General features: G+C 57.8%; 19 protein-coding genes. 15 read left to right on the forward strand and 4 right to left on the reverse strand.

The annotated features are described in order from the left end of the window. Both ABIZ35_RS27720 and ABIZ35_RS27725 read right to left on the reverse strand, forming a co-directional pair. Positions 1–1,526: alpha-L-arabinofuranosidase C-terminal domain-containing protein (locus ABIZ35_RS27720; protein ID WP_348223186.1), on the reverse strand; the 1,526-nt coding region annotated here is incomplete at its 3' end. A 140-nt stretch (positions 1,527–1,666) separates the two neighbouring features. Next, a complete protein-coding gene (locus tag ABIZ35_RS27725; RefSeq protein WP_348223187.1) occupies positions 1,667–3,064 on the reverse strand; it encodes a DUF6055 domain-containing protein in 1,398 nt (465 codons plus the stop codon). Between the two features lie 320 nt (positions 3,065–3,384). On the opposite strand from ABIZ35_RS27725, the gene ABIZ35_RS27730 reads away from it, so the two are divergent. The 8 genes from ABIZ35_RS27730 to ABIZ35_RS27765 all read left to right on the forward strand — a co-directional run bounded on the left by ABIZ35_RS27730 (position 3,385) and on the right by ABIZ35_RS27765 (position 13,908). Further along, positions 3,385–4,398, forward strand: coding sequence for a LacI family DNA-binding transcriptional regulator (locus ABIZ35_RS27730; RefSeq protein WP_348223188.1), 1,014 nt, complete (start codon positions 3,385–3,387; stop codon positions 4,396–4,398). Between the two features lie 137 nt (positions 4,399–4,535). Further along, complete coding sequence (locus ABIZ35_RS27735; protein ID WP_348223189.1) at positions 4,536–5,450, forward strand: DUF1559 domain-containing protein; 915 nt, start codon at positions 4,536–4,538, stop codon at positions 5,448–5,450. 184 nt (positions 5,451–5,634) lie between these two features. Next, a complete protein-coding gene (locus ABIZ35_RS27740) occupies positions 5,635–6,963 on the forward strand; it encodes a DUF4832 domain-containing protein (protein WP_348223190.1) in 1,329 nt (442 codons plus the stop codon). 74 nt (positions 6,964–7,037) lie between these two features. Next, a complete protein-coding gene (locus tag ABIZ35_RS27745; RefSeq protein WP_348223191.1) occupies positions 7,038–8,618 on the forward strand; it encodes a glycoside hydrolase family 31 protein in 1,581 nt (526 codons plus the stop codon). 36 nt (positions 8,619–8,654) lie between these two features. Then, positions 8,655–9,521, forward strand: a complete 867-nt coding sequence (locus tag ABIZ35_RS27750) for a sugar ABC transporter permease (RefSeq protein WP_348223192.1) — start codon at positions 8,655–8,657, stop codon at positions 9,519–9,521. Positions 9,522–9,534: 13 nt separating this feature from the next. Then, positions 9,535–10,905: an ABC transporter substrate-binding protein gene (locus tag ABIZ35_RS27755; RefSeq protein ID WP_348223193.1), complete on the forward strand. Its 1,371-nt coding sequence runs from the start codon at positions 9,535–9,537 to the stop codon at positions 10,903–10,905. Between the two features lie 29 nt (positions 10,906–10,934). Beyond that, on the forward strand, positions 10,935–11,885 hold the full coding sequence (locus ABIZ35_RS27760) for a carbohydrate ABC transporter permease (protein ID WP_348223194.1): 951 nt from the start codon (positions 10,935–10,937) through the stop codon (positions 11,883–11,885). Positions 11,886–11,994: 109 nt separating this feature from the next. Beyond that, positions 11,995–13,908, forward strand: a complete 1,914-nt coding sequence (locus ABIZ35_RS27765) for a right-handed parallel beta-helix repeat-containing protein (RefSeq protein ID WP_348223195.1) — start codon at positions 11,995–11,997, stop codon at positions 13,906–13,908. 81 nt (positions 13,909–13,989) lie between these two features. Here the strand turns inward: ABIZ35_RS27765 and ABIZ35_RS27770 are convergent, their stop codons facing one another. Together ABIZ35_RS27770 and ABIZ35_RS27775 are read right to left on the reverse strand one after the other, a co-directional pair. After that, a complete protein-coding gene (locus tag ABIZ35_RS27770; protein WP_348223196.1) occupies positions 13,990–14,853 on the reverse strand; it encodes a hypothetical protein in 864 nt (287 codons plus the stop codon). A 3-nt stretch (positions 14,854–14,856) separates the two neighbouring features. Further along, positions 14,857–15,360 carry a YbaK/EbsC family protein gene (locus ABIZ35_RS27775; RefSeq protein ID WP_348223197.1) on the reverse strand — a complete coding sequence of 168 codons (504 nt, stop codon included), beginning with the start codon at positions 15,358–15,360 and terminating at the stop codon, positions 14,857–14,859. Positions 15,361–15,663: 303 nt separating this feature from the next. Here ABIZ35_RS27775 and ABIZ35_RS27780 point away from each other — a divergent pair, with 303 nt between their 5' ends. The 7 genes from ABIZ35_RS27780 (at position 15,664) to ABIZ35_RS27810 (ending at position 24,909) form a co-directional block, all read left to right on the forward strand. Then, positions 15,664–16,128 (forward strand): Fur family transcriptional regulator, encoded by a 465-nt coding sequence (locus tag ABIZ35_RS27780; protein WP_348223198.1) that lies wholly within the window; start codon positions 15,664–15,666, stop codon positions 16,126–16,128. Beyond that, complete coding sequence (katG, locus tag ABIZ35_RS27785; protein WP_348223199.1) at positions 16,121–18,382, forward strand: catalase/peroxidase HPI; 2,262 nt, start codon at positions 16,121–16,123, stop codon at positions 18,380–18,382. Before ABIZ35_RS27780 ends, katG begins: the two co-directional genes overlap by 8 nt. A 44-nt stretch (positions 18,383–18,426) precedes the next feature. Then, positions 18,427–18,948, forward strand: a complete 522-nt coding sequence (locus tag ABIZ35_RS27790; RefSeq protein ID WP_348223200.1) for an FKBP-type peptidyl-prolyl cis-trans isomerase — start codon at positions 18,427–18,429, stop codon at positions 18,946–18,948. A gap of 142 nt (positions 18,949–19,090) precedes the next feature. Continuing rightward, entirely contained in the window at positions 19,091–21,778 is a 2,688-nt protein-coding gene (locus ABIZ35_RS27795) for a tetratricopeptide repeat protein (protein ID WP_348223201.1), read from the forward strand. Between the two features lie 182 nt (positions 21,779–21,960). Next, positions 21,961–22,419, forward strand: coding sequence for a hypothetical protein (locus ABIZ35_RS27800; RefSeq protein ID WP_348223202.1), 459 nt, complete (start codon positions 21,961–21,963; stop codon positions 22,417–22,419). Positions 22,420–22,450: 31 nt separating this feature from the next. Continuing rightward, positions 22,451–24,343, forward strand: coding sequence for a M48 family metallopeptidase (locus ABIZ35_RS27805; protein ID WP_348223203.1), 1,893 nt, complete (start codon positions 22,451–22,453; stop codon positions 24,341–24,343). 80 nt (positions 24,344–24,423) lie between these two features. Further along, on the forward strand, positions 24,424–24,909 hold the full coding sequence (locus ABIZ35_RS27810; protein ID WP_348223204.1) for a hypothetical protein: 486 nt from the start codon (positions 24,424–24,426) through the stop codon (positions 24,907–24,909). The last annotated feature ends 12 nt before the right edge of the window (positions 24,910–24,921 follow it).

The raw sequence follows: 24,921 nt of genomic DNA on the forward strand, positions 1-24,921 counted from the left end.
TAACCGATCAGGTTCGTGCCCCACTGGGAGGCGCCGGGGTTGACGTTCACCAGCATGGGCGCGTAGCAGGAAATTGGGACGATGTCGGAGTTACGTTCCAGACCCGTCAGCCAGGCGGCGTCGCCCAGTGCGGCGTTCATCGTCGGTGTCGGCGATCCCTCGATCGACGCCCATTCTCCCACAAAGACTTTTGGACCCGTACGGCTGTAGGAGTCGTAATGCTTCGCGTCCTTCGCCATTTCCGAGGGACTGCGATAAAAATGCTCGTCGTTCAAATCAGCCTTACGGCTGCGGACCGGCATGGTGGCGATTAATTTCAGTTCGGGATATTTTGCGCGGATCGCGTCGAAGAACTGAGCGAAGCGGCCGTCGTAACTGCCCGAAGGATCGAACCAGTCTTCGTTCCCAATCTCCACATATTCAATTTTGAACGGTTTTGGGTGGCCGTCCGCCGCGCGCGCGGCGCCCCATTTGGTGTCGATGTCGCCCGTCGCGTACTCGATCTCATCGAGCGCATCCTGAACGTACGGCTCCAGGCCAGGTCCGGGATCGATCTTCTCATTCTTGGGCGGCAGGGAATAGCCGGCGTAGACGGCAAGGATCGGTTCGACTTTGAGATCCTCGCACCATTCGAAAAACTCCAGCAGGCCAAGGCCGTCCGTGGATCGATAGCCCCAGGGGCCTTGATGGCCGGGACGGTCGTCCACGCCATGGATCGCCTGCTTCCAGTCGAAGCGCTCAGCAATGGCGTTGCCTTCCAAATAGTTGCCGCCGGGGAGGCGCAGGAAGGCCGCGTTCATGGCGTCCATTTTCTGCATCAAGTCAACGCGATTTCCGTTGGCGCGGTTTTTATAAGTCGGGGGAAACAGGGAGACCTGGCTGAGCCACACGGTTCCCGGCGTATTCGCCGAGATAACGAAGCGGTTCGCTATCGACGGGGTGAGCTTACCGGTGGCGAGTGTCACATTGTACTTGCGCCAGCCGCTGGCGATCTTATCAATCCGCGCCTGAGCATAGACATGCGCACCGTCATTGCTTTCGATGCCGAGCGTCAAAGGGCCGGTGAATGTGTCGGACGACCTGGCGTAGAACGACGCCTGATATTTTGTATTCGGCTGAACCGGAATACCCCAGTAACCTTCGTTCGCCGCGCCGACGCGTCCGCCGGTTTGAGTAACCGCCAGCTTCAGACTTGTCGAGAGGGCGCCGCTGACCGGCTTGTCTGTGTCCAGCGCCATTGTTCCCGACGCGCCGCCATCCTGAACGAGAGACCAATGAACGGGGTTCGCAGGGTCATTCTTGAAGTTACGGTTCTGGATCAGCTCGCCATAAAGGCCGCCGTCATAGGAGTGATTGATCTCCTCCGTCATCATGCCGTAGAGCATGGGGCTGATCGCCACTCCCGGCTGGTCGATCTGCACGGTGAGCTTTCCGGGTTGCGGCTCCGCGGCCCGCGCGCTTACCGCGCCGAACGCCGCGCCCATACAGGCCAGCATGACCGTTTGACTGACGGAACGAGAAATCATTGAGAACTCCTGTCGCCACTGTTGTAGTTACCCATGATATCAGAAATCTGAGGCGCCGCCCATGAGATTTCCGCTCAAAATATGGAGATTATTGATCCCTGGCTCGCTGTCAACCGATTCCATTGAGAAGCGTCCCATGATCAGCCGACGATCATCGCCGCCTTGGGAGATGTGCCGGTCAGATGAATCTGGTAGGGCCATTGCTCGTCGGTCTCGCCGCCTCGGTCCGACACGTGCGGCCAGTGCTCTGTCGGCGCGCCGCTGACCACCAGCCAGAGGAACGCCGTATTGGCGGGTACGACGAAATGGCTCGCGCCATCAGCGGAGAACGTTGGACCGTACACCCGGCGCCCATCCTGCTTCACGGCCAGGAACCCATACCGCCAGCCCGCTCGTTCGGCGTGAATGGCTCGGAATCCCGACGCGCCGGCGATTCCCTTGAAGTCCAGGGTAACCTGCGTTCCGGCGACGGGGACTTTCAGGCGGATGCCGTTGTAGCCGTAGTTCTGGGGGCAGTTGCTTTCCGCAATGCGATACCAGCCGTCATCCACTTGGGTGAGAGTGCTGCGATGCTGGTTGGCGTAGGAATGAGCCACTTTTTCGATCCGCTTTAGGTCCCAGGTGATGAAGCGGCGCGCCGCATCGAACATCTCGTCGTTGAATTTCGATTGGCTGAGACCCGTCAGACGCTTGTAGGCCATCACAGGATCTTCCCCGGCCTGCGCCTCACGCCAAAGCTGCCCAACGAAATCCACGCCGTGTCGGTTGGACCAGTACTCCAGGACGTAGGGTGAGCAATACTGGTTCGCGTCATGCAGAAACGCGAGATGCGTATTCTTTAAGTAGTTGACCAGGTGGTAGTTTTCGAATGTCATCCATTCGGGATAGACCTGCCAGAGCATATACTGCGATGTCATCTCGAAGATGGCGTGCGATGTATTCCCGAATCCCGGCGCCCCGTCGGCATGCACAAAGGACTGAAACGTATGCCCCAGTTCATGCGCTGCGGCGCCGTAGGGCGGGCGGCTGATGCGAACGGCTGGGGCAAACAGTGTCCCCACGGAACCCTCCGACCCGCCGTAGGCGGTTCCGTCATCGCCGCCGAAGACGATAATGAGGATCTTGTACTTGTCCGCGACCGAATGCCCACTCTTGACGAACTTCAATCGATTGACATAGCAGTCGTAAAATCTCTCGCACTCCCGCAGGATCTCCTCCGCCCGGAAGCGCTTGGTCGTGTCTGGATTGATGGATGGATCGCTCCCATATTCCTTCGCCCAGAATAACGCAAAGTTCGGCGACTCCGCTTTTCGCGCGTTACTATATTCACTGTGATTGTCCGTGAAATCGTTGCCTTTCGGCACGTTCCAGATTTCGTCGGGGAGATATAACTGTTTCGCGATTGGTTTCTGGGGTGAGAGAGGAGCCCCGGCGGCGATCGCCGATCGAGAGGGGCTATCAGTGATGAGAGTGATTGTCACCAGAGACGTAAAGCAGGCAGCGCAAAAAGATCGGCGTCCAGGGTTCTTGACTGTCATTCTCTCTGCATCCTTTCAACTCAGGCGCATCGTCTCGGGGCTCGTGGCGCCGCCGCTATTATAGCGGACGGACGGATTTCGATACCATGGACGATCCGCCATGCGTATGGAATCTATTGATCTCGACAGCGACTATGAACGATTCATCGCATGTTATCAGGGGCCAACGCAAAAAAGCCAAAACTATTTTTCAAATTTCTGTTGACAAATATGAGAAGTCCTGATAGAATGGCTTCGTAACCAACGCGTGTAGCCAACACGTGTAGTTAACAGCCTCGCAACTGCAAGACTCAGCGGCTGTTGTATATTTAGGACACTCAATGTTATTGAAGAAGCGCCCCACCCGAGATGATGTTGCACGAGCCGCCGGTGTTTCCGGCTGGACGGTTTCCAACGTGCTCAATGGCAGCAGCCTGGCGAGCATTCGTGAAGAGACGCGCGTTCGTGTGCTCGCTGCGGCGGAAGAGATTGGGTATCGACCCAACAATACCGCGCGGGCTTTGGTCACGGGGCGGTTCAGCAGCATTGCGTTCTGGATGTGCTTTGACTATTCGCAGCATCGGGCGCATGTACTGCACCGGATGAAGCAGCAAATGGCCGGATCGGGTTTCGAGATCATTATTCGTGATATCGAGCAGGAGCTAAACACGGCCCCCAATACCTCAAGGTCATTCCATCTTCCGGTGGACGGCATTATCGTTTTGGATACGGATACGGCCGGCCCCGCGTTTTCGCGGCTCAACCCGTCGGCGTCCATTCCGTTTGTCAGCATGGGTGGATACTGGACTGAGGAGCGAGACTGCGTCGGCGTGGACCTTTACGCCGGAACAGTGGACGCCATTACGCATCTCATCGAATCTGGCCGCCGTAATATCGTCTATATCACGCCTCAGCCCAATAAGCACTGGCCTGCGGACACTCGCATGGCCGCCTACGAGAAGACCATGCGCGAGGCCGGTTTGGAAACGCGCTTCATCTGGCTGCCCGACCTGTCGCTCGCGTCGGTGCGAAAAGCCTCCTCGGAATATCTGCGGGATACAGCGAACAAACCAGATGCGCTGTTCTGCCATAACGATGATGTGGCCCTTGGGGCCTACCGAGCGATCTGCGACGTCGGCGCCACCGTAGGACACGATATCGCGCTGGTGGGATGTGACGGCATTGAAGAATGCGATTATCTTGCATGCCCGATCACGACCATCAGCCAGCCCATTGATGAGATGTGCGCCCTCGCCTGGGAATTTCTGGCCCGGCGCATCGAAGAGCCCGATTGCCCATTGCAGCAGCGGATACTCAAGCCGAAATTAGTCGTACGCGCATCGACACAACCGTAGCTGACCCGAAAGGAGGGGAGCAATATTTGAAGCCCGATAGGGCCAGCCGAAATGGGATAGGCGAATAGAATATTCCGTCTAATGCAGAGTTTGTATACGTTTCTTCTTGTTGGAATACTAAACTTCGGAGGTGGGCAATGTCAGATTATAATATCGTTTCACGACGGACGATGAATGCAAATCGCGGCTTCACATTGATTGAATTACTCGTTGTTATCGCGATTATCGCGATTCTTGCGGCAATTTTGTTCCCTGTCTTCGCCAAGGCTCGGGAGAAGGCTCGCCAGATCAGCTGTCTTTCCAACATGAAACAGCTGGGACTTGGGTTTACGCAGTACTGTCAGGACAATGATGAAAAGAACCCAAACGGGATCAACATCTATGCGCCTGGCGGGAATGGATGGGCCGGCGAAATTTACCCGTATGTCAAGAGCGTACAGGTCTACAAGTGTCCCGATGACAGCACCGGTAACCAGGTGTTTGTCTCGTACGCCTATAATAGCAATAACACAATTCCATCTGGCGACCAAACCAAGGGTGTCGACAGCTACACGGTCGCCCAGTACAACGCGCCATCCAAAACGGTGCTGCTTGCTGAGGTGAAGGGCAATGCTTACGACCCCGGAGACAATACCTGGAGTCCGGCTGGCGGCGGCGGCGAGACCACTTACGGCGACGGCAGCAACGGCGCCTCGCCTGCGGGCTTCGGAGTTCGCGCCTGGGGATCGGACACCACGAACCTTGGCGGCGCCGGCGGGTACGCCACACCGGCGACTCTGAAGTGGCAGACTGGCTACATGCGCAATTCTGTTGACGCGGACCATGCCGCCTACGACAAGCCGACCGGGCGTCATACCGACGGATCCAACTTCCTGCTGGCGGACTGCCATGCGAAGTTCCTGCGCGGGACCGCCGTCTCGGCGGGCATCAGCAATCCTACGGCGGCGGATTGCAACACGGCGCTTGCGCAGAGCGCCAACGGCGAGGGAACCATGGCCGCAGGCACCGAGTGCAGTGACGGATCGCTCGCTGCAACGTTTAGCTTGCAGTAATCCCGAGATCGTCCCCGGTTATAAAAACCGGGTCTGTGAAGTCGCTTCGCGACTAATTGTCCGTGCCGGACAAACAAATATCTGTGGTCGATTGTCCATAGTTTGTCCGTCCGGCACGGACGGTTAGCGCTTCGCTTCTCAGACCCGGATTTTATATCCGGGTTCCTAGCTGGAGCAATTAAGAATGAAGTTACACTGGCCGCGGATGATCGTGCTGGGACTGGCGGCTGTCTGTCTCGGATTCGTTCCTATGAGCCGGGGGCAAGGACAAACCGTTCGCCTGAGTCCTGGTCCTGGTCCACTCGATAACCCCTTGAAGGGTTGGTGCACTTATACGACGGCCGGACCGATCCGTCAGCCGTACTCCATGGTCTACCAGTACGTTTCGTGGAAAGAACTCGAGCCGCGTGAAGGTGTCTATGATTTTGACGCCTGGGAGAAGCGCGCCTGGAGCGTCCCGAGCGCCGCTGGGAAGCGAGTTGTCTTTCGTGTTTATTTGGACTACCCCAGTCTGCCCTCGGGCGTGCCCGATTGGGTTGTCGCCAAGGGCGTGCATCTGCGGAAATACACCGAAGAGGGCGGTGGCCAGTCGCCGGATTACGACGATCCGATTTTGGTGTCCGGCCTGGAGCGTCTGATCGCGGCTCTTGGCAAGCGCTACGACCGTAATCCCCGCGTGGCGTTTGTGACTGTCGGGACCCTGGGTTTTTGGGGCGAATGGCATACTTATCCGCGCGTGGAGTTGTTCGCGGCGCCAGCCACACAGCAGCGAATTATCGATGCGTACCGGAGCGCCTTTCCAGACAAGCATCTTCAGGCGCGTTACCCAGACGGTGTCACCGGAAAGCAAGCCTGGCTCGGATACCACGACGATATGTTCCCCTCGGACACGACTGGGCCGGATGATTGGATGTTCCTGCCGAAGATGGGGCGCGCCGGCCGGACTGACAACTGGAAGGCCGCGCCGATCGGCGGCGAGATGGAGCCGGGAAAAGCCGACCACTGGCTCGGAGCCGACTTCGCTCGCACGATGGCCGCCGTGGAAAAGGTGCATATGACGTGGGTGGGGCCATACAGCCCTGCGATTGCCTCGGATACATCGCCGCAATTTATTGCGAACTCTCAGGCGATGGTACGGCGCATGGGATACCAGTTTTCGCTGCGCACGGTGCAGGCTTCGGTGAAGGGAAAAGGACCTGGCTCGCTGCGGGTCGCCATCACGGGGGAAAACCAGGGCGTGGCCCCGTTCTACTACCGATGGCCCGTGCGGCTCGCCTTGATCGATGCGAAACACCGCGCCGTTCAGGTGCTGTCCACGGAAACGGACATCCGCAAATGGCTGCCGGGCCAGTTTACTCTGAGCGCCGCACAGAGTCTGCACGTCCGGCCTGGCGCGTATCGGCTGGGGATCGGCGTGATCGATCCGATGACCGGCCGTCCGGGCGTTAAGTTCGCCAACACGCTGCCCAGCGACAATGGGTGGACGGTTCTTACCAGCGTTCGCGTGCCTTAACGCTGCAAAACAAGTCTGGCGAATTTATTCGCCGGCTTCTGAATTCGCGCTGCAATTGATAGGAGCTGAGCGGAATGACAATGATCGAATTGAGAGATACTGAGGTATCGCCGAGCGGAACGAACGCGCGGCGGATCGCGCTGCGGCCGGACGAATACTGGTGGGGCGGAGTGGTGGAGGATGGCGTCCAGATGCCGTTTCGCGACCGATTCTACCACTGTGACATGAGCGCCAATATTCGGGGAAATCAGGCGACGCCCCTGCTCCTCTCAAGTCATGGCCGTTTCGTTTGGAGCGATGAGCCGCTGGAGTTCACGTTCGACGAACGCGATGGCGGCCTGACAGTCGCCAGCGCCGGCTCAGAGTTAGTTTTTGAGGAAGGGCATGGCGATCTCGCGGGGGCGTATCGAGTCGCCTGCCGGCGCTTCTTTCCGCCGAGCGGTCAGATGCCGGATGCGCTCAACTTTACGGCGCCGCAGTACAATTCCTGGATCGAGATGCAGTACGAGCCGACCCAAGAGAAGGTGCTGGAGTACGCGCGCGGCATTCAGGAATGCGGATTTCCGCCTGGCGTTTTGATGATCGACGACAACTGGTTCGAGCACCACGGCGATTGGCGCTTTCACAGCGGTCGATTTCCGGACCCAGGCGCGATGGTCCGCCAGCTTCACGACGAGGGATTTCGTGTGATGCTCTGGGTCAGCCCATTCGTTAGCCCCGACTGCGGCGTTTATCGCGAACTGGAGCGCAAAAATCTGCTTGTGCTGGACGCTCAGTCGTCGCCGGTGGTGCGCGCCTGGTGGAACGGGCAGAGCGCGATGCTCGATTTGACGAATCCGTCCGCCGTCCAGTGGCTCAAACGCCGCTTGGACCATTTGATGGCTGAGTACGGGATCGATGGCTTCAAGTTTGATGCGGGTGATCCCGAGTACGTTCGCGCCGAAGACGTGATGCATGAGCCCACGGATGCGCTGCGTTACTGCAAGGCGTGGGCTGAGATCGGACTGAACTATCGCTTCAATGAGTATCGCGCGTGCTGGAAGCTCGCCGGCCAGCCGCTGGTGCAGCGCCTGCGCGACCGGCTGCATACCTGGGGATCGGGCGGTCTGACGGATATCGTTCCAAACGGCCTCGCCCAGGGGCTCGCCGGCTACGGCTTCCTCTGCCCGGACATGGTGGGGGGAGGGGACATTGGGTCCTTTACCGGCGACGATTTCCATGTCGATCAGGAGCTGTTCGTCCGGACGCTTCAGGCGTCCCTGCTGTTTCCGATTGTCCAATTCTCTCTAGCGCCCTGGCGGGTGCTCGACGACGAACATCTGCGTTATTGCCGCGACGCCGTACGGATTCGTCAGAGCTTTGCGTCTGAGATCCTGGCTCTCGCCGAGTATTCGGCGCTGACGGGCGAGCCGATCCTGCGCCATATGAGCTATGTCTTCCCACACGGCGGTCTGGAAAGCGTTCAGGACCAATTTATGCTGGGCGACGCGATTTTGGCGGCGCCCGTCACAGAGCAGGGCGCCCGCAGCCGCCGTGTCGCATTCCCGGCGGGTCAGTGGCGGGCAGAGGATGGCGGCGTCATCCATGGCCCATGCGTTCAAATTGTGGACGCCCCGCTTGGGCGCCTGCCCTGGTTTCGCCGCATTGCATCATGAACGGCGGTCCGCGCGCAGCGGGAGGACGAGGAAACTATGAAGAAAGGATTAGTCGGTTATGCGTTCATCAGCCCCTGGATCTTAGGATTCCTGATGTTCACCGCGTTTCCGTTCCTGAGCAGCATCGCGCTTTCGTTTACGCGCTATAACATCGTCACCCCGCCGGTTTGGGTCGGCGGCGCCAACTATCGCACGCTGGCGCACGGGGACCCACTGTTCTGGACTTCCCTGGGCGTCACGGTGAAGTTCGCCGTGCTGGCCGTTCCGCTGGGCGTCATCGCCGGCGTTGGTCTCGCGCTGCTGCTCAATTTGGATATTCGCGGAATCAGCCTCTACCGGACGATCTTCTTCATCCCGTCGATCCTGCCGTCGGTGGCCACGTCCGTGGTGTTCTTATGGCTGCTCAACCCGGAGATCGGCCTGGTGAACCGATTGCTGCGGGCCGTCGGTATTGCCGGTCCGGAGTGGCTGCAAAGCCCGCAGTGGGCGCTTCCAAGCCTCGTCTTGATGTCGCTCTGGGCCGTTGGCGGCAGCATGGTCATTTACCTGGCCGGGCTCAAGGACATCCCGGTCTATCTTTATGAGGCGGCCTTGATCGATGGCGCGACGGCGTGGCAGCGGCTGCGGCATGTCACGCTGCCGATGCTGTCGCCGGTGATCTTCTTCAATGTGATTATGGGAGTGATCGGCGTCTTTCAGTACTTCACCGAAGCCTTCATCATGACCCAGGGCGGCCCGGAGGACAGCACGCACTTCTACGCGCTCTACTTGTTCGAGCGGGCCTGGCATTATCTGGACATGGGATACGCCAGCGCGATGGGCTGGGTGCTGTTTCTGATCATCATGAGCATCACGGGCCTGCTGTTCTGGTCGCAGCGGCGCTGGGTGCACTATGAGGGATAAGCAAAGAACAACGATGAAATTCCAACTTTCGAAAGCCGGCGTGATGGGCGCAGCGGCCATTCTGGCTCTCGGAGCTGCAATCACTGGCTGCGGGCAAAAATCGGCAGCGCTCCTCTCTGTATCGGCGGCGCCGCAGGCCCAGCCGCGCATCCCGGTCTACTATTGGCATATGTGGAGTGCGCAGTGGCTGCCGGTGATGGAGCACATCGTCTCAGAATTTAACGCCAGTCAGACCAAGTACGAGGTCATCGCGGTGCAGGTCCCGTACGGGCAGGCTGATACGAAATTCCTGCTGTCGGCCGCCGGCGGCGATCCGCCGGATGTGATGGCGCAGTGGACGCAGGCGATTGGCTCCTGGGGACAGGCTGGGGTGCTTGAGCCGCTGGAAACAAAGATGACGCCCGCCGAGCGGCAGCGCTTTTCGCATGACACGTATCCCGTGTTCCATGACAACGGCTGGTACAAGGGCCATCTGTACGGCCTGCCGCTGGCGGTCGATGTCTACGCTTGCTATTATCGGCCCGACCAGTTTCGGCAGGCGGGCTTAGATCCCGATCGTTTTCCGGATACGTTAGAAGCGTTGACGGACGCGGGGAATCGGCTGAACCAGGTCGACACGGACGGGCGCTACACGCGTCTCGGCTTTCTGCCCCAGGGATTGACCCGTTACGCGCCTGCGTTCGGCGGAGGGTTTTACGATCCGCGCGCCGATCGAGTGCTGCTCGATACTCCCGCGAACAAGCGCGCGCTGGACTATCTGACACAGACCGGAAATCGGCTGGGGATGGAACGCGTCCGCCGCTTCAGCGCCGGCCTGAAGTCCGAGAACAACGGGGCGGACTGGCCGTTCATTGATGGTTCGTTTACGGTGACGCTCGACGGCGAATGGCGCGTCATGCAGCTCGCGCAGTTCGCTCCCGAGATGGAGTACCGCGTGGCGCCGCTGCCGCCGCCGCGCGGCGGCAAGCCGCTCGCGAGTTTTGCCTCGATCGACTACCTGACGATTCCCGCCGGCGCCAAGCACTCGGAAGGCGCCTGGGAGTTCATTAAGTTCTGGGCGGGAATCGACAACCCGGAGCGCGCCGGCGCATTCAACGCTTCGTTTGGCTGGCTGCCGTCGTCGCCACGGATGACGAACTCGCCCGCCTATCAGGCTTATCTGCACAAGTATCCGCAGTACCACACATTCGTGCAGCTGGCGGCAAGCCCGAACCTGGTGACCACGCCGCCCGTGCCGTATCAGCAATTCCTGATGGATCGGATCCAGAGCAGGGATGAGCTGGCGGAGCGTGGATCGGTGACGCCCAAGGAGGCGCTGGCGCAGCTTGAGCTTGAGACGGGGCGGGAACGCAGCCGCCGGAAGGATTTGGGCTATGATCAGTAATATCGCTGGGGCGAAGATGGAGCAAGGCAATGAGCAGTGAATCGCCCGGCGCGATGCCGGATGCGCCATATGCAATTGGAACACGGACCGCGCCGGCCGCCTTACCCGCGCAGCGTGCGAAGCGGCGCGCGTCGTTTGGGCGTTTGACGCGATTTCAGAGCATTCTGGCGCACGTGGCGCTCTTACTCTTGTGCACGCCAGCGTTGATGCCGCTTGCCTGGATGATTTCGACGTCGCTGAAACCGGACGCGCAGATCTTCGCGCATGGCGGTCCGCTCACATGGGCCAGCCTCTTGCCGCACCCGGTCGAATGGCAGAACTATCCCAAGGCGCTGCGCGCCGTGCCGTTCGCGATGTATTTGAAGAACACACTGTTTCTCTGCTTCTGCACCGTCACGGGCGCCGTCGCTTCCAGCGCTCTCGTTGCGTACGGTTTCGCGCGGCAGCAGTTTCGCGGGAAGTCCGTATTATTCCTCATCATGGTCGCAACAATTGCAATACCGGCGCAAGTGACGATGGTGCCGACGGTGGCTCTCTTCCGATGGCTCCACTGGTACGGCACTTATTTGCCCCTGATCGTTCCGGCCTGCTGCGGCGTCCCGTTCTACATCTTTCTCTTGACGCAGTTCTTCCGAAACCTCCCCGCCGAGCTGGCGGAGGCGGCGCGCGTGGACGGGGCGGGAGAGTTTCGCATTTTCTGGCAGGTGATGCTGCCGCTGGCGCGCCCGGCATTGGTCACCTGCGCTTTGTTCCAGTTCTTGGCGACCTGGAACGACTTCTTTGGACCGCTGCTCTACATCAACAATCCCGCACGCTACACGCTCGCCTACGGATTGCAGCAGCTCCTTGGCTCCCATGGAAGCGAGTGGGCGTCACTGATGGCCGACTCGACGATCTTCATGCTGCCGGTAATGATCCTGTTCTTCTTCACACAGAAGACGTTTGTCCAGGGTGTTGCGACAACCGGCGGCAAAAACTAAAACAAATCGCGCGTGAAATGGAGGTGGCGCCTGGCGTCTTGAGACGCCAGGCAGACGATTGCATCGCTGTGTAAGACCATATCGCATCTCGGGGCATTGGAGGATCCTTATGAAACCATTCGCAATACCGACGTCGTTCCGTAATAAATCGTGTGAGTTTTCGCGATTATCGCTGTTCTCTGCGCTTGTGTTAGTCTCATCTGTGGGATTACAGCAGAGCGCGCACGCCGCCTTTTCCGGCGAGACAGCCTGGAGCGACGGCACGAACCTCTACTACAAAGCTACGTACACCGGCTCTTACGCCCACTTCCACGTGTATTTAGATACCGACAGCAGCGCGGCCACGGGGTACACCGTGGCTGGCGTCGGCGCCGACTACTTGATTGAAGACACGGGACTATATCACTCCACCGCGAACGGCGGGACATGGAGCTGGACCTCTACGGCCGGCACGGTGACTCAGACTGCTCCGGTCGCAGGAACTGTCCAGTTCTCGGTTCCGCTGAGTTCCATCGGCTCCCCGGCGTCGGCGCGGATCGCCTTTGAGGGCGCCAACGCGAGCTGGGTGACGACGCTCGATCCGACGGTGGTCACGTATGCCTCCGCAAGCTATTACGTTTCCACTACTGGCAGCGACACGAACGCCGGCACGATCTCGGCGCCCTGGCGCACGGGCCAAAAGGCGGCCAACACGGTCGGCGCCGGCGCTACTGTCTACTTCCGCACCGGCTCGTACGCACCGTTTGATGTGAACGTCTCCGGCTCATCGGCGGGCGGGTATATTACCTTCCGCAACTACCCTGGCGAAGCCGCCGCTATCGATGGGGCCAGCTGGGTCCCAAGCTACGACCATGGGCTGATCCAGATCTCGAACCGCAGCTACATCAAGATCATGGGGCTTGACATCCGAAACGGCGTATCGACCTCAAATGTCTCAAGTCCCGCCGGCGTGATCGTGGATGGAGCGTCCAGTTACATTCAGATCCTCAGCAACCACATTCACGACATCACGAACACGGCGGCCAGCGGCGGCAATGCGCACGGCATCCTCATCCGCGGAAACAGTGCGTCCGGCGACATCGACAACATCACGATCGACGGGAACGAACTGAACGCACTGAAGACGGGCTGGAGCGAAGCCTGCACGCTTGTCGGCAATGTGACCACGTTCACGGTCTCCAATAACCTCGTGCATGACAACAATAACATCGGCATTGACCTTGCGGGCGGGTATGGAACATCAACACTTGTCGATCAGGCGCGCAACGGCACGGTGGTCGGCAACACGGTCTATAACTGCTCAACTCTCGCGAATCCGTATTACAACGCTAATACCTGCTCGGGGCTTTACGTTGATGGCGGTACGAACATCGTCATGGAGCGAAACCTTGTCCACAATTGCGATATCGGTATCGCGGCGTCGGCCGAAGCCGTCGGGAAAGTTACCAGCTATGTCACGGTGCGCAGTAACCTGATCTACAAGAACGCCACCGCCGCCATCGAGATCGGCGGCTACATGGCGTCTGGCACTGGCGGCACGGACCACTGCACATTCGTGAACAACACGCTTTACGCAAATGACACCAACAACTGGTGGTGCGGCGAGATCCAGATCGGCTGGCGGACCACCAACAGCGTCTTCAAAAACAACATCATCTACGCCGGCTCGCAGGACGTCTTCGTCAAAGACATTGCCACCGATGGCGCCGCCGTCGGCGTATTCGACTACAACACGTACTATTCCACCGGTGGAGACGCCAATGCGAAATGGCAGTGGATCAACCAAACAACCTGGAACTACACCTTCGCCTCCTGGAAGACAGCCAGCGGCCAGGACGCCCATTCCACCTACGCCGATCCACTGTTCGTGAGCACCACGACGCCGAACCTGAACACAAACACCGGCTCCCCGGCGCGAAACACAGGAACCAACCTCGGCTCCACCGTCGTCGGCACGCTCGATTACGCCAGCGCCGCGCGTGTCCAGGGGACGGCGATTGATATGGGAGCGTACGAACACTAAACTCAGGGAGTAACGGGAAGAATGACGAGCGCTGTCGGCGAACCATCATGATAGTTCACCGGCGGCGCTCAACTATACATCTCAATTAACACTTATTAAAGCTTCATCTTCAGCAGACAATGGTGACATTCCACTCTCCACGCTCTCAGGCAGAGCGCTTTCCTCGAAGTTCCACGATAACTCAAATCCTTGATAAGGGAAGATAGCGCTTGGTATCGTCAAGCGAACGACTTCACACTCGTTCTGTCCCAGCATTCTGCTAATAGAGTTGCGTGCTTCTCGTTCCTCGTGATGATTGATTTTAAATGTGATTTCATCCTTCATACTAGTTTCGTTACGTACTTCGATATCGAAGCCTTCAGAAATATCTTGCACCGTCCATATCAACCGATCTCGTTTACGAAAATAGCCGAACGTCGTAAAACGAAATGATATTTCTGCTTCAGCCGACATTTTATATTCTTTGCGAAAATATTCTTTGTTGTTTACTTTATCCAGGCAACGCTTAAGCGCTTCTCCTTCAAGGGTGGTTTTTCCATTTTCTTGAACAGATATAAAGCCGCCATCCATGTTCCACCCGCCAAGATCCGTATACATATTAAAGGATTTATTTTGAGTGCGTCCTAATGTGTTTTTCAGTGTGAAGGAATGCTCAGCAAACACCTTGATCGCCCCGGTTTCGTCCTCACGGAGATAGATAATCACTTTTTGATGTTTTCGCAAAAAAGGAGACTGGCGAATTACCGCCTCGTACTCTAATGCTAAGTTCAATCCAGCAAAACGCTTGCTTACTAGATAGTAGCAAATCGCCGAGGCAATAATTGAACTTCCAACTCCTGAGAGGATGGATGCTCCGATCTGCTGAGTCGGTGGGAGTAGGCACCCGACTATCACTATGCCCGTTCCGGTGAGGAGTAAATTGCAGATCTCTTTTTTTGTTTCCATGGGCTATTCCACACTTGCGACAGTCATTCTCGGGGCGCTCAAAAGCAATCTCGGATTAAAAATAAAATAGCCCATCAGGGTCCCATTATTCGTTGAAATATTTTCTCGATTGAATACATCGGGATCAGTGATCGTTGGCAGGCTCCATATTGGCTCCAGCAGCATTGATACTGCGCCTCGTTTCAAATTTAATTCGTTAATTTCATCCGGAGACGCTAATCTCGCCTGCTTTACTTTATAAAATTTTTTGATAGCTCTCAGGGAAATCCTCTTCGACCCGATCGTATTGACGATAAGCCATCCACGATCCGTCCAAAGTAATAGCGTTTTTAACTCATCATCCAGCAACCTACTTTTAGAGAACGCCGCCTCTTCGCATGTCACCACAGGCGCGGAATGCGAAAAGACCTCCAACTTAAGCCCCGGACTGATATGCATAAGAACATTAGTCCGGCTGTTGATGCATCCTGCAGCTGTTTTCTCTGGCAAAATTTGCGCGTTGCTCATAACAATCAGACACGATTTATCGAAATTGGTTGCAGGGCATGATCGCCGCAAGAGCAGCGTCGTGACTCACAGCAGTCGCGCCATCATTCATTGTTCATGAAACGTTCTTCGAGGGTGATGGTGGTTCCAGCGTCTTCCGCCATGGCTTGTTACCTTGTGCATACATGCTTGATAGCATTATATCTTATAACGGCGTGAGAAACACCCTGGGACGAAGCGGCTCGGTCAGGTTGATATCCAGTAGTCAAAATTTAATCATTCGTATTCTTGACTTATTCCAGGTTATGGTTTACAATAGCGATCATGTCTTTTGATGAGGTTACAATTCACGAAGCCCTTCGCCGGGTCGGTCTGCGGGTGACTGCGCCGCGTCTCGCCGTGCTCTTGTCGGTCCAGGGCGAGGGGGCGCATCGGGATGCGGAGGCCATTGCGGAGGCTGCCCGCAAACGGCTGGGCGTGCTGTCCACCCAGGCGGTGTACGACAATCTGCACGCCCTGGAGAGGGTGGGGCTTATTCGGCGCATCCAGCCTTCGGGGCATCCGGCTCGCTATGAGGCGCGGGTGGGGGATAACCACCATCACATTGTCTGCCGCGTCTGCGGTCTGACGGCTGATGTGGACTGCGCTGTCGGCGCAGCTCCATGCCTGGAGCCGTCCTCCAATCACGGCTTCGTCGTGCAGGAGGCGGAGGTGATTTTCTGGGGCCTGTGCCCCCAATGTCAGCAAGAGTCTTTATCTCAAAGCCAAGGGAGTAGCTTACATGAGTGACGTAAACGTGGATGGTCTTGAAACGGATATTATTTCCGCCCTCAATCATGAGGAAAGCAATGGGGAAAGCAAATGTCCGTTTTCCGGCGGAGTGCTGAATCAAACGGCGGGTGGGGGAACGAGAAATCGCGATTGGTGGCCCAATGGGTTGAGGCTTAGCATTCTGCGCCAAAACTCTCACCTTTCGAATCCGATGGACGAGTCCTTCAACTACTCCGAAGAGTTTCAGAAACTCGACCTGGCGGCCGTGAAGAATGACATCTTTGCTTTGATGACTGCGTCGCAGGCTTGGTGGCCGGCCGACTACGGTCACTATGGGCCCTTCTTTATTCGCATGGCGTGGCACAGCGCGGGGACATATCGTATTACTGATGGACGCGGCGGCGCGGGCGCGGGCGCGCAGCGGTTTGCGCCACTGAATAGCTGGCCGGACAACGCCAATCTCGACAAAGCGCGTTTGCTCCTCTGGCCCATCAAGAAGAAATATGGCAAGAAGATTTCGTGGGCGGACTTGATGATCCTGGCCGGCAACTGCGCGCTAGAGTCCATGGGGTTCCAAACGTTCGGCTTCGCTGGCGGACGCGAAGATGTTTGGGAGCCGGAAGAAGATGTCTACTGGGGAGCGGAAACCGAGTGGCTTGGTGATAAACGGCACACGGGCGATCGCGATCTCGAAAACCCTCTCGCCGCCGTTCAGATGGGCCTGATCTATGTCAACCCGGAAGGCCCCAACGGAAATCCCGATCCGATTGCCTCCGCCCGCGACATTCGCGAAACCTTTGGCCGCATGGCCATGAATGACGAAGAGACCGTTGCGCTGATTGCCGGCGGCCACAGCTTCGGCAAAACCCATGGCGCAGCCGATCCCAGCAAGCACATTGGTCCGGAGCCGGCGCTGGCGAGCATTGAAGAACAGGGCCTCGGATGGCGCAACACCCTCGGCAGTGGAAATGGAGTCCACACCATTACCAGCGGTCTTGAGGGAGCGTGGACAACGACGCCGACCCAGTGGAGCAACAACTTTTTCGACAACCTGTTCGGCTTCGAATGGGAGCTGACAAAGAGCCCGGCTGGCGCCAACCAGTGGAAGCCGAAGGATGGCGCCGCCGCCGATACCGTGCCGGACGCCCACGATCCGGCAAAGCGGCACGCGCCAACAATGCTGACCACGGACCTCGCTCTGCGATTTGATCCGGCCTATGAGAAGATTTCACGGCGTTTCCATGAGAATCCCGATCAATTCGCCGACGCCTTCGCCCGCGCCTGGTTCAAGCTGACGCACCGCGATATGGGGCCGCGCGCTCTCTATCTTGGTTCTGAGGCGCCTGCGGAAGTATTGATCTGGCAAGATCCTATCCCGGCCGTCACATCTCCAATCATTGACAATCAGGATATCGAGTCGCTCAAGAGCAAGATCCTCGCTTCCGGCCTGTCCGTGGGGCAGCTGGTCTCGACGGCCTGGGCCTCCGCCTCCACATTCCGAGGCTCCGACAAGCGCGGCGGCGCCAACGGCGCTCGTGTCCGCCTTGTCCCGCAGCAGTATTGGGAAGTCAACAATCCCACGCAGCTTGCTGGCGTACTTGAAACCCTGACGCGCATCCAAAGCGAGTTCAACGCCGCTCAGCCCAGCGGCAAACAAGTCTCGATCGCCGACTTGATCGTTCTTGGCGGAAGCGTGGGCATTGAGAAGGCGGCTCAAAATGCCGGTCACGATCTTAAGGTTCCGTTCACGCCCGGACGCGTCGACGCCGCGCAAGAGCAGACCGATGTGGAATCGTTCGCGGCGCTTGAACCGGCCGCCGATGGGTTCCGCAACTACTTCAATGCGAGACACACGGCGTCCGCCGAGGAACTGCTGATCGATAAGGCGCAGCTGCTGACGCTGACCGCGCCCGAATTGACGGTGCTCGTCGGCGGTCTGCGTGTCCTCAACACGAACTTTGATGCGTCGCAGCATGGCGTCTTCACCCAGCGCCCGGAGTCGCTCACCAACGATTATTTCGTCAACCTTCTCGACCTGGGAACGAAGTGGAGCGCGGCTTCAGACGCCAACGACGTGTTTGATGGCCGCGACCGCGCCACCGGCGCCGTTCAGTGGACGGGGACCCGCGTCGATCTTATCTTCGGTTCGAACTCCGAACTCAGAGCCATCGCCGAAGTCTATGCATGCGACGATTCGCAGGAAAAGTTCGCGCAGGACTTTGTCGCCGCCTGGACGAAGGTAATGAACCTCGACCGCTTCGATCTGGTCTGAATTTGACCATTCTATTACTATTGAGATCTGGAGAAGACGAAAGAATGAAGTGTTTACCGATCATCACGACCTCAGTCGTCGCGATGGCCCTTGCGGCTGGGTTTCTGAGCGCGAATGAAGCAAGAGGCGCCGGTTCGCTCCCGGCCGTCTCGTCGGCGACGATCTTAGCCGCCAGCACCTCCGCCGTGCCGAATGCGACGACCATCAAAGGCAAAAAGGTCAAGCTGAAGAAGCTGCCGGACGGACTGCGGTATTATGATATCAAAGTCGGGAAGGGGCCACATCCGAAGATCGGCCAGACGGTCTCGGTGCAGTACACGGGCACGCTGCTCGATGGCTCCAAGTTCGACTCGTCCTACGACCATGGCGGCCAGCCGATCGATTTCCCGATTGGCGTGGGGCGCGTGATCAAGGGCTGGGACGAAGGCGTTCCCACGATGCGCGTCGGTGGCAAGCGACGCTTGGTCATCCCCGGCAATCTCGCCTACGGCGCGAACTCGCCGACCCCGGCGATCCCGGCCAATGCGACCCTCGTATTCGATATCGAGCTGGTGGCTGTCAAGTAAGCTGCCGAAATCAATCTCAGACAAATGGTGAGAGAAACGTCCCCTTCTTCAATTGAGGAAGGGGACGTTTTTGATATTACGAGCAACCGATAGAGAGGTACAATCAGATGATCTGACTGCTTTGGGAAAGAGCCAAAAATTGATGGATAGTTTCTCCCCTCCAAAGGGAAATGTCACGTTTCTGTTCACGGACATCGAAGGCAGTACCGGGCTTTGGGAAATCCACGAGGAGAAGATGCAGGCGGCTTTGGCCGGACATGACGCGCTGCTTCGGCGGATCATCACGGGCCACGGCGGCTTTGTGTTTAAGACGGTCGGCGACGCATTTTGCGCCGCGTTTTCGTCTGCTCTTGCGGCTATCGCGGCGGCGATTGACATTCAGCGAGAACTGGGAAACGCCCCCAGCCAAGATCTGCGGCTGCAAGTGCGCGCGGCCCTGCATACAGGCGTTGCCGAGGAGCGCGACGGCGATTATTTCGGGCCAAACGTCAATCGAGTGGCGCGTCTTCTGATCGGCTCGGGGGGACAGGTCCTGATGTCGCTGGCGACGCAAGCGCTCGTCGTAAACTCCCTTCCCAAACAGATCGGTCTGCTTGATCTTGGCTCGCACTATTTGAAGGACTTGCGGGAGCCGGAACACGTTTTTCAGTTAACCCACGCCCAATTGCCGATAGATTTCCCCCCATTGAAATCGCTGGACGCCATGCCCAACAATCTTCCCGCGCAGCTTACGTCTTTTATCGGGCGCAAGGATCTGCTGAGGACGATCGAGGAACGACTGAAGACGGCGCGCTTGCTGACGCTGACGGGGGCGGGGGGAGGCGGCAAGACCCGGCTGGCGCTGCAAACCGCCGCCAATCAGATCGAACGCTTTGAGCACGGCGTTTGGCTGGTGGAATTGGCGGAAACAGCCGATCCAAAACTTACGGCGCAGACGACTGCTTCGGTATTGAGAGTACGGGAGCAGCCTGGACGCACGGTTGAGGAATCTCTCGTGGATTTCATCCGACCGCGATCCATCCTGATACTCCTCGATAATTGCGAGCATCTGGCGGAAAGCTGCGCTCATCTCTCGGAGGTTCTGCTGCGGTCCTGCCCACATTTGAAGATCTTGGCGACCAGCCGTGCGGCGCTCGGCGTAGGTGGAGAGAATATTCAAGTCGTGCCCCCGCTGGAACTGCCGGATCTTGTGCGCTTACCTTCTGGCGATCAGAACGAGATTGACCTCGCGATGCGTTCCGAGGCGTCGCGTTTGTTTTGTGAGCGCGCCACGGCCGTCAATCCCTCATTTATCGTTTCCGCCAATAACGCGAACGCCGTTCTCGACATTTGCCGTCGGCTGGACGGTAACCCGTTCGCCATTGAACTGGCGGCCGCCAGAGTGCGCGTGCTCTCCGCTGAGCAGATCTCGGCCCGTCTCGGCGACCGGTTCCGACTGCTTGCGGGCGGACAGCGCGACTCCGATATTCCGAGACAGCAGACCCTGCGCGCCATGATCGATTGGAGCTACGATCTCCTGACCGCTCAGGAGCAAACTCTGTTGACGCGATTGTCGGTGTTTTCTGGCGGCTGGACTCTGGACGCCGCCGAAGCGGTCTGTGCGGACGACGCGATAGACCGTGACGAAATCCTAGATATTCTCGCCCAACTCGTGGAAAAATCGTTAACGTTCGCCGAAGAGCGTCACGGCGCGGCGCGTTATCGCATGCTGGAAACAGTGCGGGAATACGCGCGAGAAAAATTAGCGGCTTCCGGTGAAAGCGTGGATCTTGCACTGCGCCATGCATCATGGTTTTTGCAATGGGCGCATGAAGCGGAAGCTCATCTTCTCGGCGACAATCAAGCCGAATGGCTGCGCATGATGGACAGTGAGTGTGACAACTTGCGCTCCTCACTTGCCTGGTTCGGCCAGAGCCAATTCCATGTACGCGACAGTCTTCAGATGTCATCGTCGCTCTGGCGGTTCTGGACGATCCGCAGCTATTTGAAAGAAGGTCGGGGCTGGCTCAGCACCGCACTTCGCCAGGCGGAACACTCCAACGCGGTCTGGCCGGTAGAACGCGCCAAGGCGCTCACGGCCGCCGGCAGCCTTGCCTGGAGCCAGGGAGATTATCTCGCGGCCCGGGGCCAGTTCGAAGAAAGTTTGGCCCTGCGCCGCAGTCTGTCCGATGGGCAGGGAGTCGCGGATATGCTGAACAACCTTGGGAATGTCGCGGCCGACATGGGCGACTATTCCGCCGCCCGGCCGCTGGTTGAGGAAAGCCTCACATTCATGCGCGCCGAGGGCGATATGGAAGGGATCGCGGCGGCCCTCAGTAATCTCGCGCGGATCCTTCTCCGTCAGGAAGACTTTGAAGAGGCCCGAACCCGATATGAAGAAAGTCTTCGGCTGGATCAAAAACGCGGCGACGATTGGGGGGTGGCCAATTCTCTTTGCGGGCTGTCCCAGGTGGAGATTCGGCTTGGCGAATATGCGGCGGCTCGCTCTCGTTTGCGCGAAAGTTTAATGCTAAGGCAGCTTGTCGCCGACCAAGAAGGAATTGTGGAGTGTCTGGAAGTATACGCGGAGTTCGCGACGGCTCAAAACCAAGCCGCGCGAACCGTGTGCATGCTGACCGCCGCCCGGCGCGCCCGCGAGATACTTGGCGCGCCGTCGCCGCCCATGATCCGCGCGATCTATGACGCCATGATGATTGCCCAGCACAATGCCCTCTCTGAGAAGGATTTCGCAGAGGCGATTGCTCAGGGCAACGCCCTCACAATCGAGGACGCCGCGATCTTATGCTTGGAGATGATTGGCAACGGCGCCGATAGACATACTTTCTCTTGACAGAGGAGCTTATATTTGCTACACTTCACTGATTTCATCGTAAAGAATGCCTGCTGTGAAAAGAATCACAGCGCCACTGTGAATGCGTTCATGGCGCTCATCCACAAGACTTGACATAATAAAAGCATCGAAGACGCAGGGGCGCTTCGCTCATCACTTCCAAAAATTGAAGGAACACGACAATGACGAAAATGATCCATGCGGCGCTGGCGCCGGCGATACTGGCGGTGAGCATTAGTGTGATCGCGGCGCCGGCGCCGGCCGCGCCGGCGCATTCCCTCGCGCCTCTGGTCTCTGAGATTCAAAGCTCTCCCGGCCGAGTTAAGGCCAAGTCGCTCAGTGCGCTGACTGGGAGATCCTCAGTGATTTCTCAAATCGCAATCTCATCCAAAAATGCTCCGAAGACTTCCGATCTGACATCCATTCAATCCATTTCCGGCTTCACGGCCCCTAAGCCAATGAACCACAGGCTTGCGAGCCGGTTCCGAACCTTAGCGGCGACTGTCAGCAAAGCCGCCACGCAAGAGTTTGATACAAATTCGAATGATAAAAAGCTGACGACCGGCGGCCCCTCTCACGCTTCCCTGCTGATGTCTGAAATATCAGCAGCGCCCAAGCTGAAGACCCAGCCGCGCCAGTAATCGTTTCGGTTTTTTGAAAGGCCCTTAATCCATGGCACGTTGCAATCCCCGGCGCCTTCTCACAGTTCTGTTGATCGCCGCCGGACTCTCTCTTTACGCGGGAACCGTCGCCCGCGCGGACGCCGAAGTTTCGCAGGATCAGCAGGACCGCGTCGCTGCGGTCGGGGCTCGTGTTTTCGCCTCCGTGAAAGATCATCCCGCCGAGTACACTTGGCCTCCAATCGTCAAGCTGACGGTTGAAGCTGGTGAGGACAACGCATGCGCGCTGCTGGACGGCAAGGATGAAGCCACGGGCAAGACCATCAGCTACATGTATGTCTCGCCGTCGCTCTTGAAGGATATTATCAAGGATAATGACGACGCCCTGGCCTTTATCATGGGCCATGAAATCGGTCACGTCCTTCTGCACCATGTCACCGCCAACCCGGAGCGGGATAAAACCGGATTCCTCACAAGCACGTTTACTCGCCAGCAGGAGTACGACGCCGATGCTTTGGGAATGAAGCTCGCCATGGCCGGCGGCTTTTCCTTCCGGAGCGCCCTTTTAGGGCCGCGCGAATTTATCCGGCAAGGCTTGGAATACAGCAGTTTCGAGGGGAGCGGTTTCGATCACCCGTCGTGGAAGGATCGTATCGCCGCGCTGGATAAGGAACAGAAGAACCTGTGGCGGTCCATGAGCGCCTTCGACAACGGCAGATACTTCCTCACTACGGAGCAGTATGATTCCGCCGCCCGGTGTTTCGACCAAGTCACGCGGAACTTTCCGAAATGCGAAGAAGCGTGGTCTAACCTGGGGTACGCCCGTTTGATGCAATATTGCGATGGACTGAATACGTCCGAGATTCGCAAAATGGGAATGGGCCAGATCGTCGTCGGCGGCTTCTACCAGCGGCCGAAATCGCTGGAAGCGCAGATCCGCGACAAGAATCCGAAGTACTGGGAAGCAGCGGTTGTCGCGCTCAAACAGGCGCTGGCCTTGAAGCCCAACCTGACGCTGGGTAAGGCGAATCTTGCTCTCGCCTACCTCGTTTCTCCCAATGGGAAATATCTTCGCGAGGCGTCGGCTCTGTTCAAACAAGCAGCGGAGCTTGCCGCGAACGACACAACTCTCGATACCTATACCAAAGCCGTGGTGATGGTAAACGCCGGCGTCACCGAAATCGCCATGGGACAGCCGGAAAACGGGCGAATACAAATCGATCGCGGCGCCAAGATCATGACGGCTCTCGCCAGTCCGGAGCGGACGGCGTCATCGACATTAAACGACGCCGTGCTGTACAATCGTGCTCTGCTCCTGGCGAAGTCCACGGCGCCATCGGATCAAACGGAAGCGATTGCCGAAATATCCAAGTACCTGCAATCCGCGAGCTCCGCGTCCGCTTGGTGGCCGATTGCCTATGACCGTTACACCACGTTGTGCAAAAGTTCCGGCGCGACGGCGAAAACGGAATCGGATTTCCAGGCGGTCTCAAACTTGCAGCTTCGTCCACTCGATTCGCTCGAAGTGACGCCTGGCAATGTGCTGATTGTTTCAAGCCCGATTGCGAGCGTGGTAACGATGCTTGGCGACGCGACGCCCATTCCGCTCGTGCCGGATACGAATCTGGAACTTTGGAGCTATCCAAAGTATGGAGTTGAGGTGATCGGGACCGATATTGTCCTCGGCATCCGGCTCTCCGGGCCGAATGCTCCTACTTTGAATGTGCGGGGTTCCGGCTTAGGCGCGCCATCGACCGCGCTTCATATTGGAATGACCAAGGACGAGCTGCAGAGTTCCATCAAGGAAGATTACGAATTCACTCAAATCGTCGACCCAGATAAAGACTACCGGTTTTATCGAAACCTCGGCCTCGCCGTGCTCATCCGGGGCGGCAAGGTGCAGGAAATGGTCATCGTTCAAATACCGCGCAAGAGTCACAATTAGTCGGCACGTTTTCTTTGTCTCGAATAGAAGGGTAGTTTAGAATGCAGAAATTTAAGAAATTGTTTCCAGTAATCGGCGGCGTGCTGATCGCCGCCACGCTGATGGGCGCTTTCGCCCTGCGCCCAAAAGGATCTCTCGCCGAAGCCGAGAAGCCGGCGCCGAAACTCGAGCAGATGGTGAAGGATCTGGGCATGCCGTATAAGGCCTATGATGACGGCTCATTCGTCGTTGCGTTTTCCGTCGATGACACCGGCCCAACCAACATTGTTATCGGCGAGTCCGCAATGGGCAAGGAAAATACGCTCAAGGTGATAACGTTCTCCGCATTGATTCAGGAAGGAAGCAAAGACAAAAAGGTTTCTCCGGAAGCGATGGGGGTAATCACGAGTTTCGATTATCAAACCGACATCGGCCGCGTCGGCGTGGATGATAAAAATAACGTGTGGTATCAGTCGAGCCTCTGGGAATCCACCCTCAACAGCGAGAACCTGACGTACGAATTGTGCTTTGCGCATGTGAATCAGCAGAAGCTTCAGAAGAAGTTAAAGGCGATTGAGGAAGGCTAACCGATCCTCCGT

The organism is Capsulimonas sp. (genome assembly GCF_039929585.1).
In the GTDB taxonomy this organism is placed as follows: Bacteria; Armatimonadota; Armatimonadia; order Armatimonadales; family Capsulimonadaceae; genus Capsulimonas.

What these genes read in the sequence shown, in the direction of transcription:
- ABIZ35_RS27805 (WP_348223203.1), top strand. Translation starts at nt 22,451, where the DNA reads ATGGCACGTTGCAATCCCCGGCGCCTTCTCACAGTTCTGTTGATCGCC.
- ABIZ35_RS27795 (WP_348223201.1), top strand. Translation starts at nt 19,091, where the DNA reads ATGGATAGTTTCTCCCCTCCAAAGGGAAATGTCACGTTTCTGTTCACG.
- ABIZ35_RS27745 (WP_348223191.1), top strand. Translation starts at nt 7,038, where the DNA reads ATGACAATGATCGAATTGAGAGATACTGAGGTATCGCCGAGCGGAACG.
- ABIZ35_RS27800 (WP_348223202.1), top strand. Translation starts at nt 21,961, where the DNA reads ATGACGAAAATGATCCATGCGGCGCTGGCGCCGGCGATACTGGCGGTG.
- ABIZ35_RS27740 (WP_348223190.1), top strand. Translation starts at nt 5,635, where the DNA reads ATGAAGTTACACTGGCCGCGGATGATCGTGCTGGGACTGGCGGCTGTC.
- ABIZ35_RS27730 (WP_348223188.1), top strand. Translation starts at nt 3,385, where the DNA reads ATGTTATTGAAGAAGCGCCCCACCCGAGATGATGTTGCACGAGCCGCC.
- katG (WP_348223199.1), top strand. Translation starts at nt 16,121, where the DNA reads ATGAGTGACGTAAACGTGGATGGTCTTGAAACGGATATTATTTCCGCC.
- ABIZ35_RS27755 (WP_348223193.1), top strand. Translation starts at nt 9,535, where the DNA reads ATGAAATTCCAACTTTCGAAAGCCGGCGTGATGGGCGCAGCGGCCATT.
- ABIZ35_RS27790 (WP_348223200.1), top strand. Translation starts at nt 18,427, where the DNA reads ATGAAGTGTTTACCGATCATCACGACCTCAGTCGTCGCGATGGCCCTT.
- ABIZ35_RS27750 (WP_348223192.1), top strand. Translation starts at nt 8,655, where the DNA reads ATGAAGAAAGGATTAGTCGGTTATGCGTTCATCAGCCCCTGGATCTTA.
- ABIZ35_RS27775 (WP_348223197.1), bottom strand. Translation starts at nt 15,360, where the DNA reads ATGAGCAACGCGCAAATTTTGCCAGAGAAAACAGCTGCAGGATGCATC.
- ABIZ35_RS27780 (WP_348223198.1), top strand. Translation starts at nt 15,664, where the DNA reads ATGTCTTTTGATGAGGTTACAATTCACGAAGCCCTTCGCCGGGTCGGT.
- ABIZ35_RS27725 (WP_348223187.1), bottom strand. Translation starts at nt 3,064, where the DNA reads ATGACAGTCAAGAACCCTGGACGCCGATCTTTTTGCGCTGCCTGCTTT.
- ABIZ35_RS27735 (WP_348223189.1), top strand. Translation starts at nt 4,536, where the DNA reads ATGTCAGATTATAATATCGTTTCACGACGGACGATGAATGCAAATCGC.
- ABIZ35_RS27765 (WP_348223195.1), top strand. Translation starts at nt 11,995, where the DNA reads ATGAAACCATTCGCAATACCGACGTCGTTCCGTAATAAATCGTGTGAG.
- ABIZ35_RS27770 (WP_348223196.1), bottom strand. Translation starts at nt 14,853, where the DNA reads ATGGAAACAAAAAAAGAGATCTGCAATTTACTCCTCACCGGAACGGGC.
- ABIZ35_RS27760 (WP_348223194.1), top strand. Translation starts at nt 10,935, where the DNA reads ATGAGCAGTGAATCGCCCGGCGCGATGCCGGATGCGCCATATGCAATT.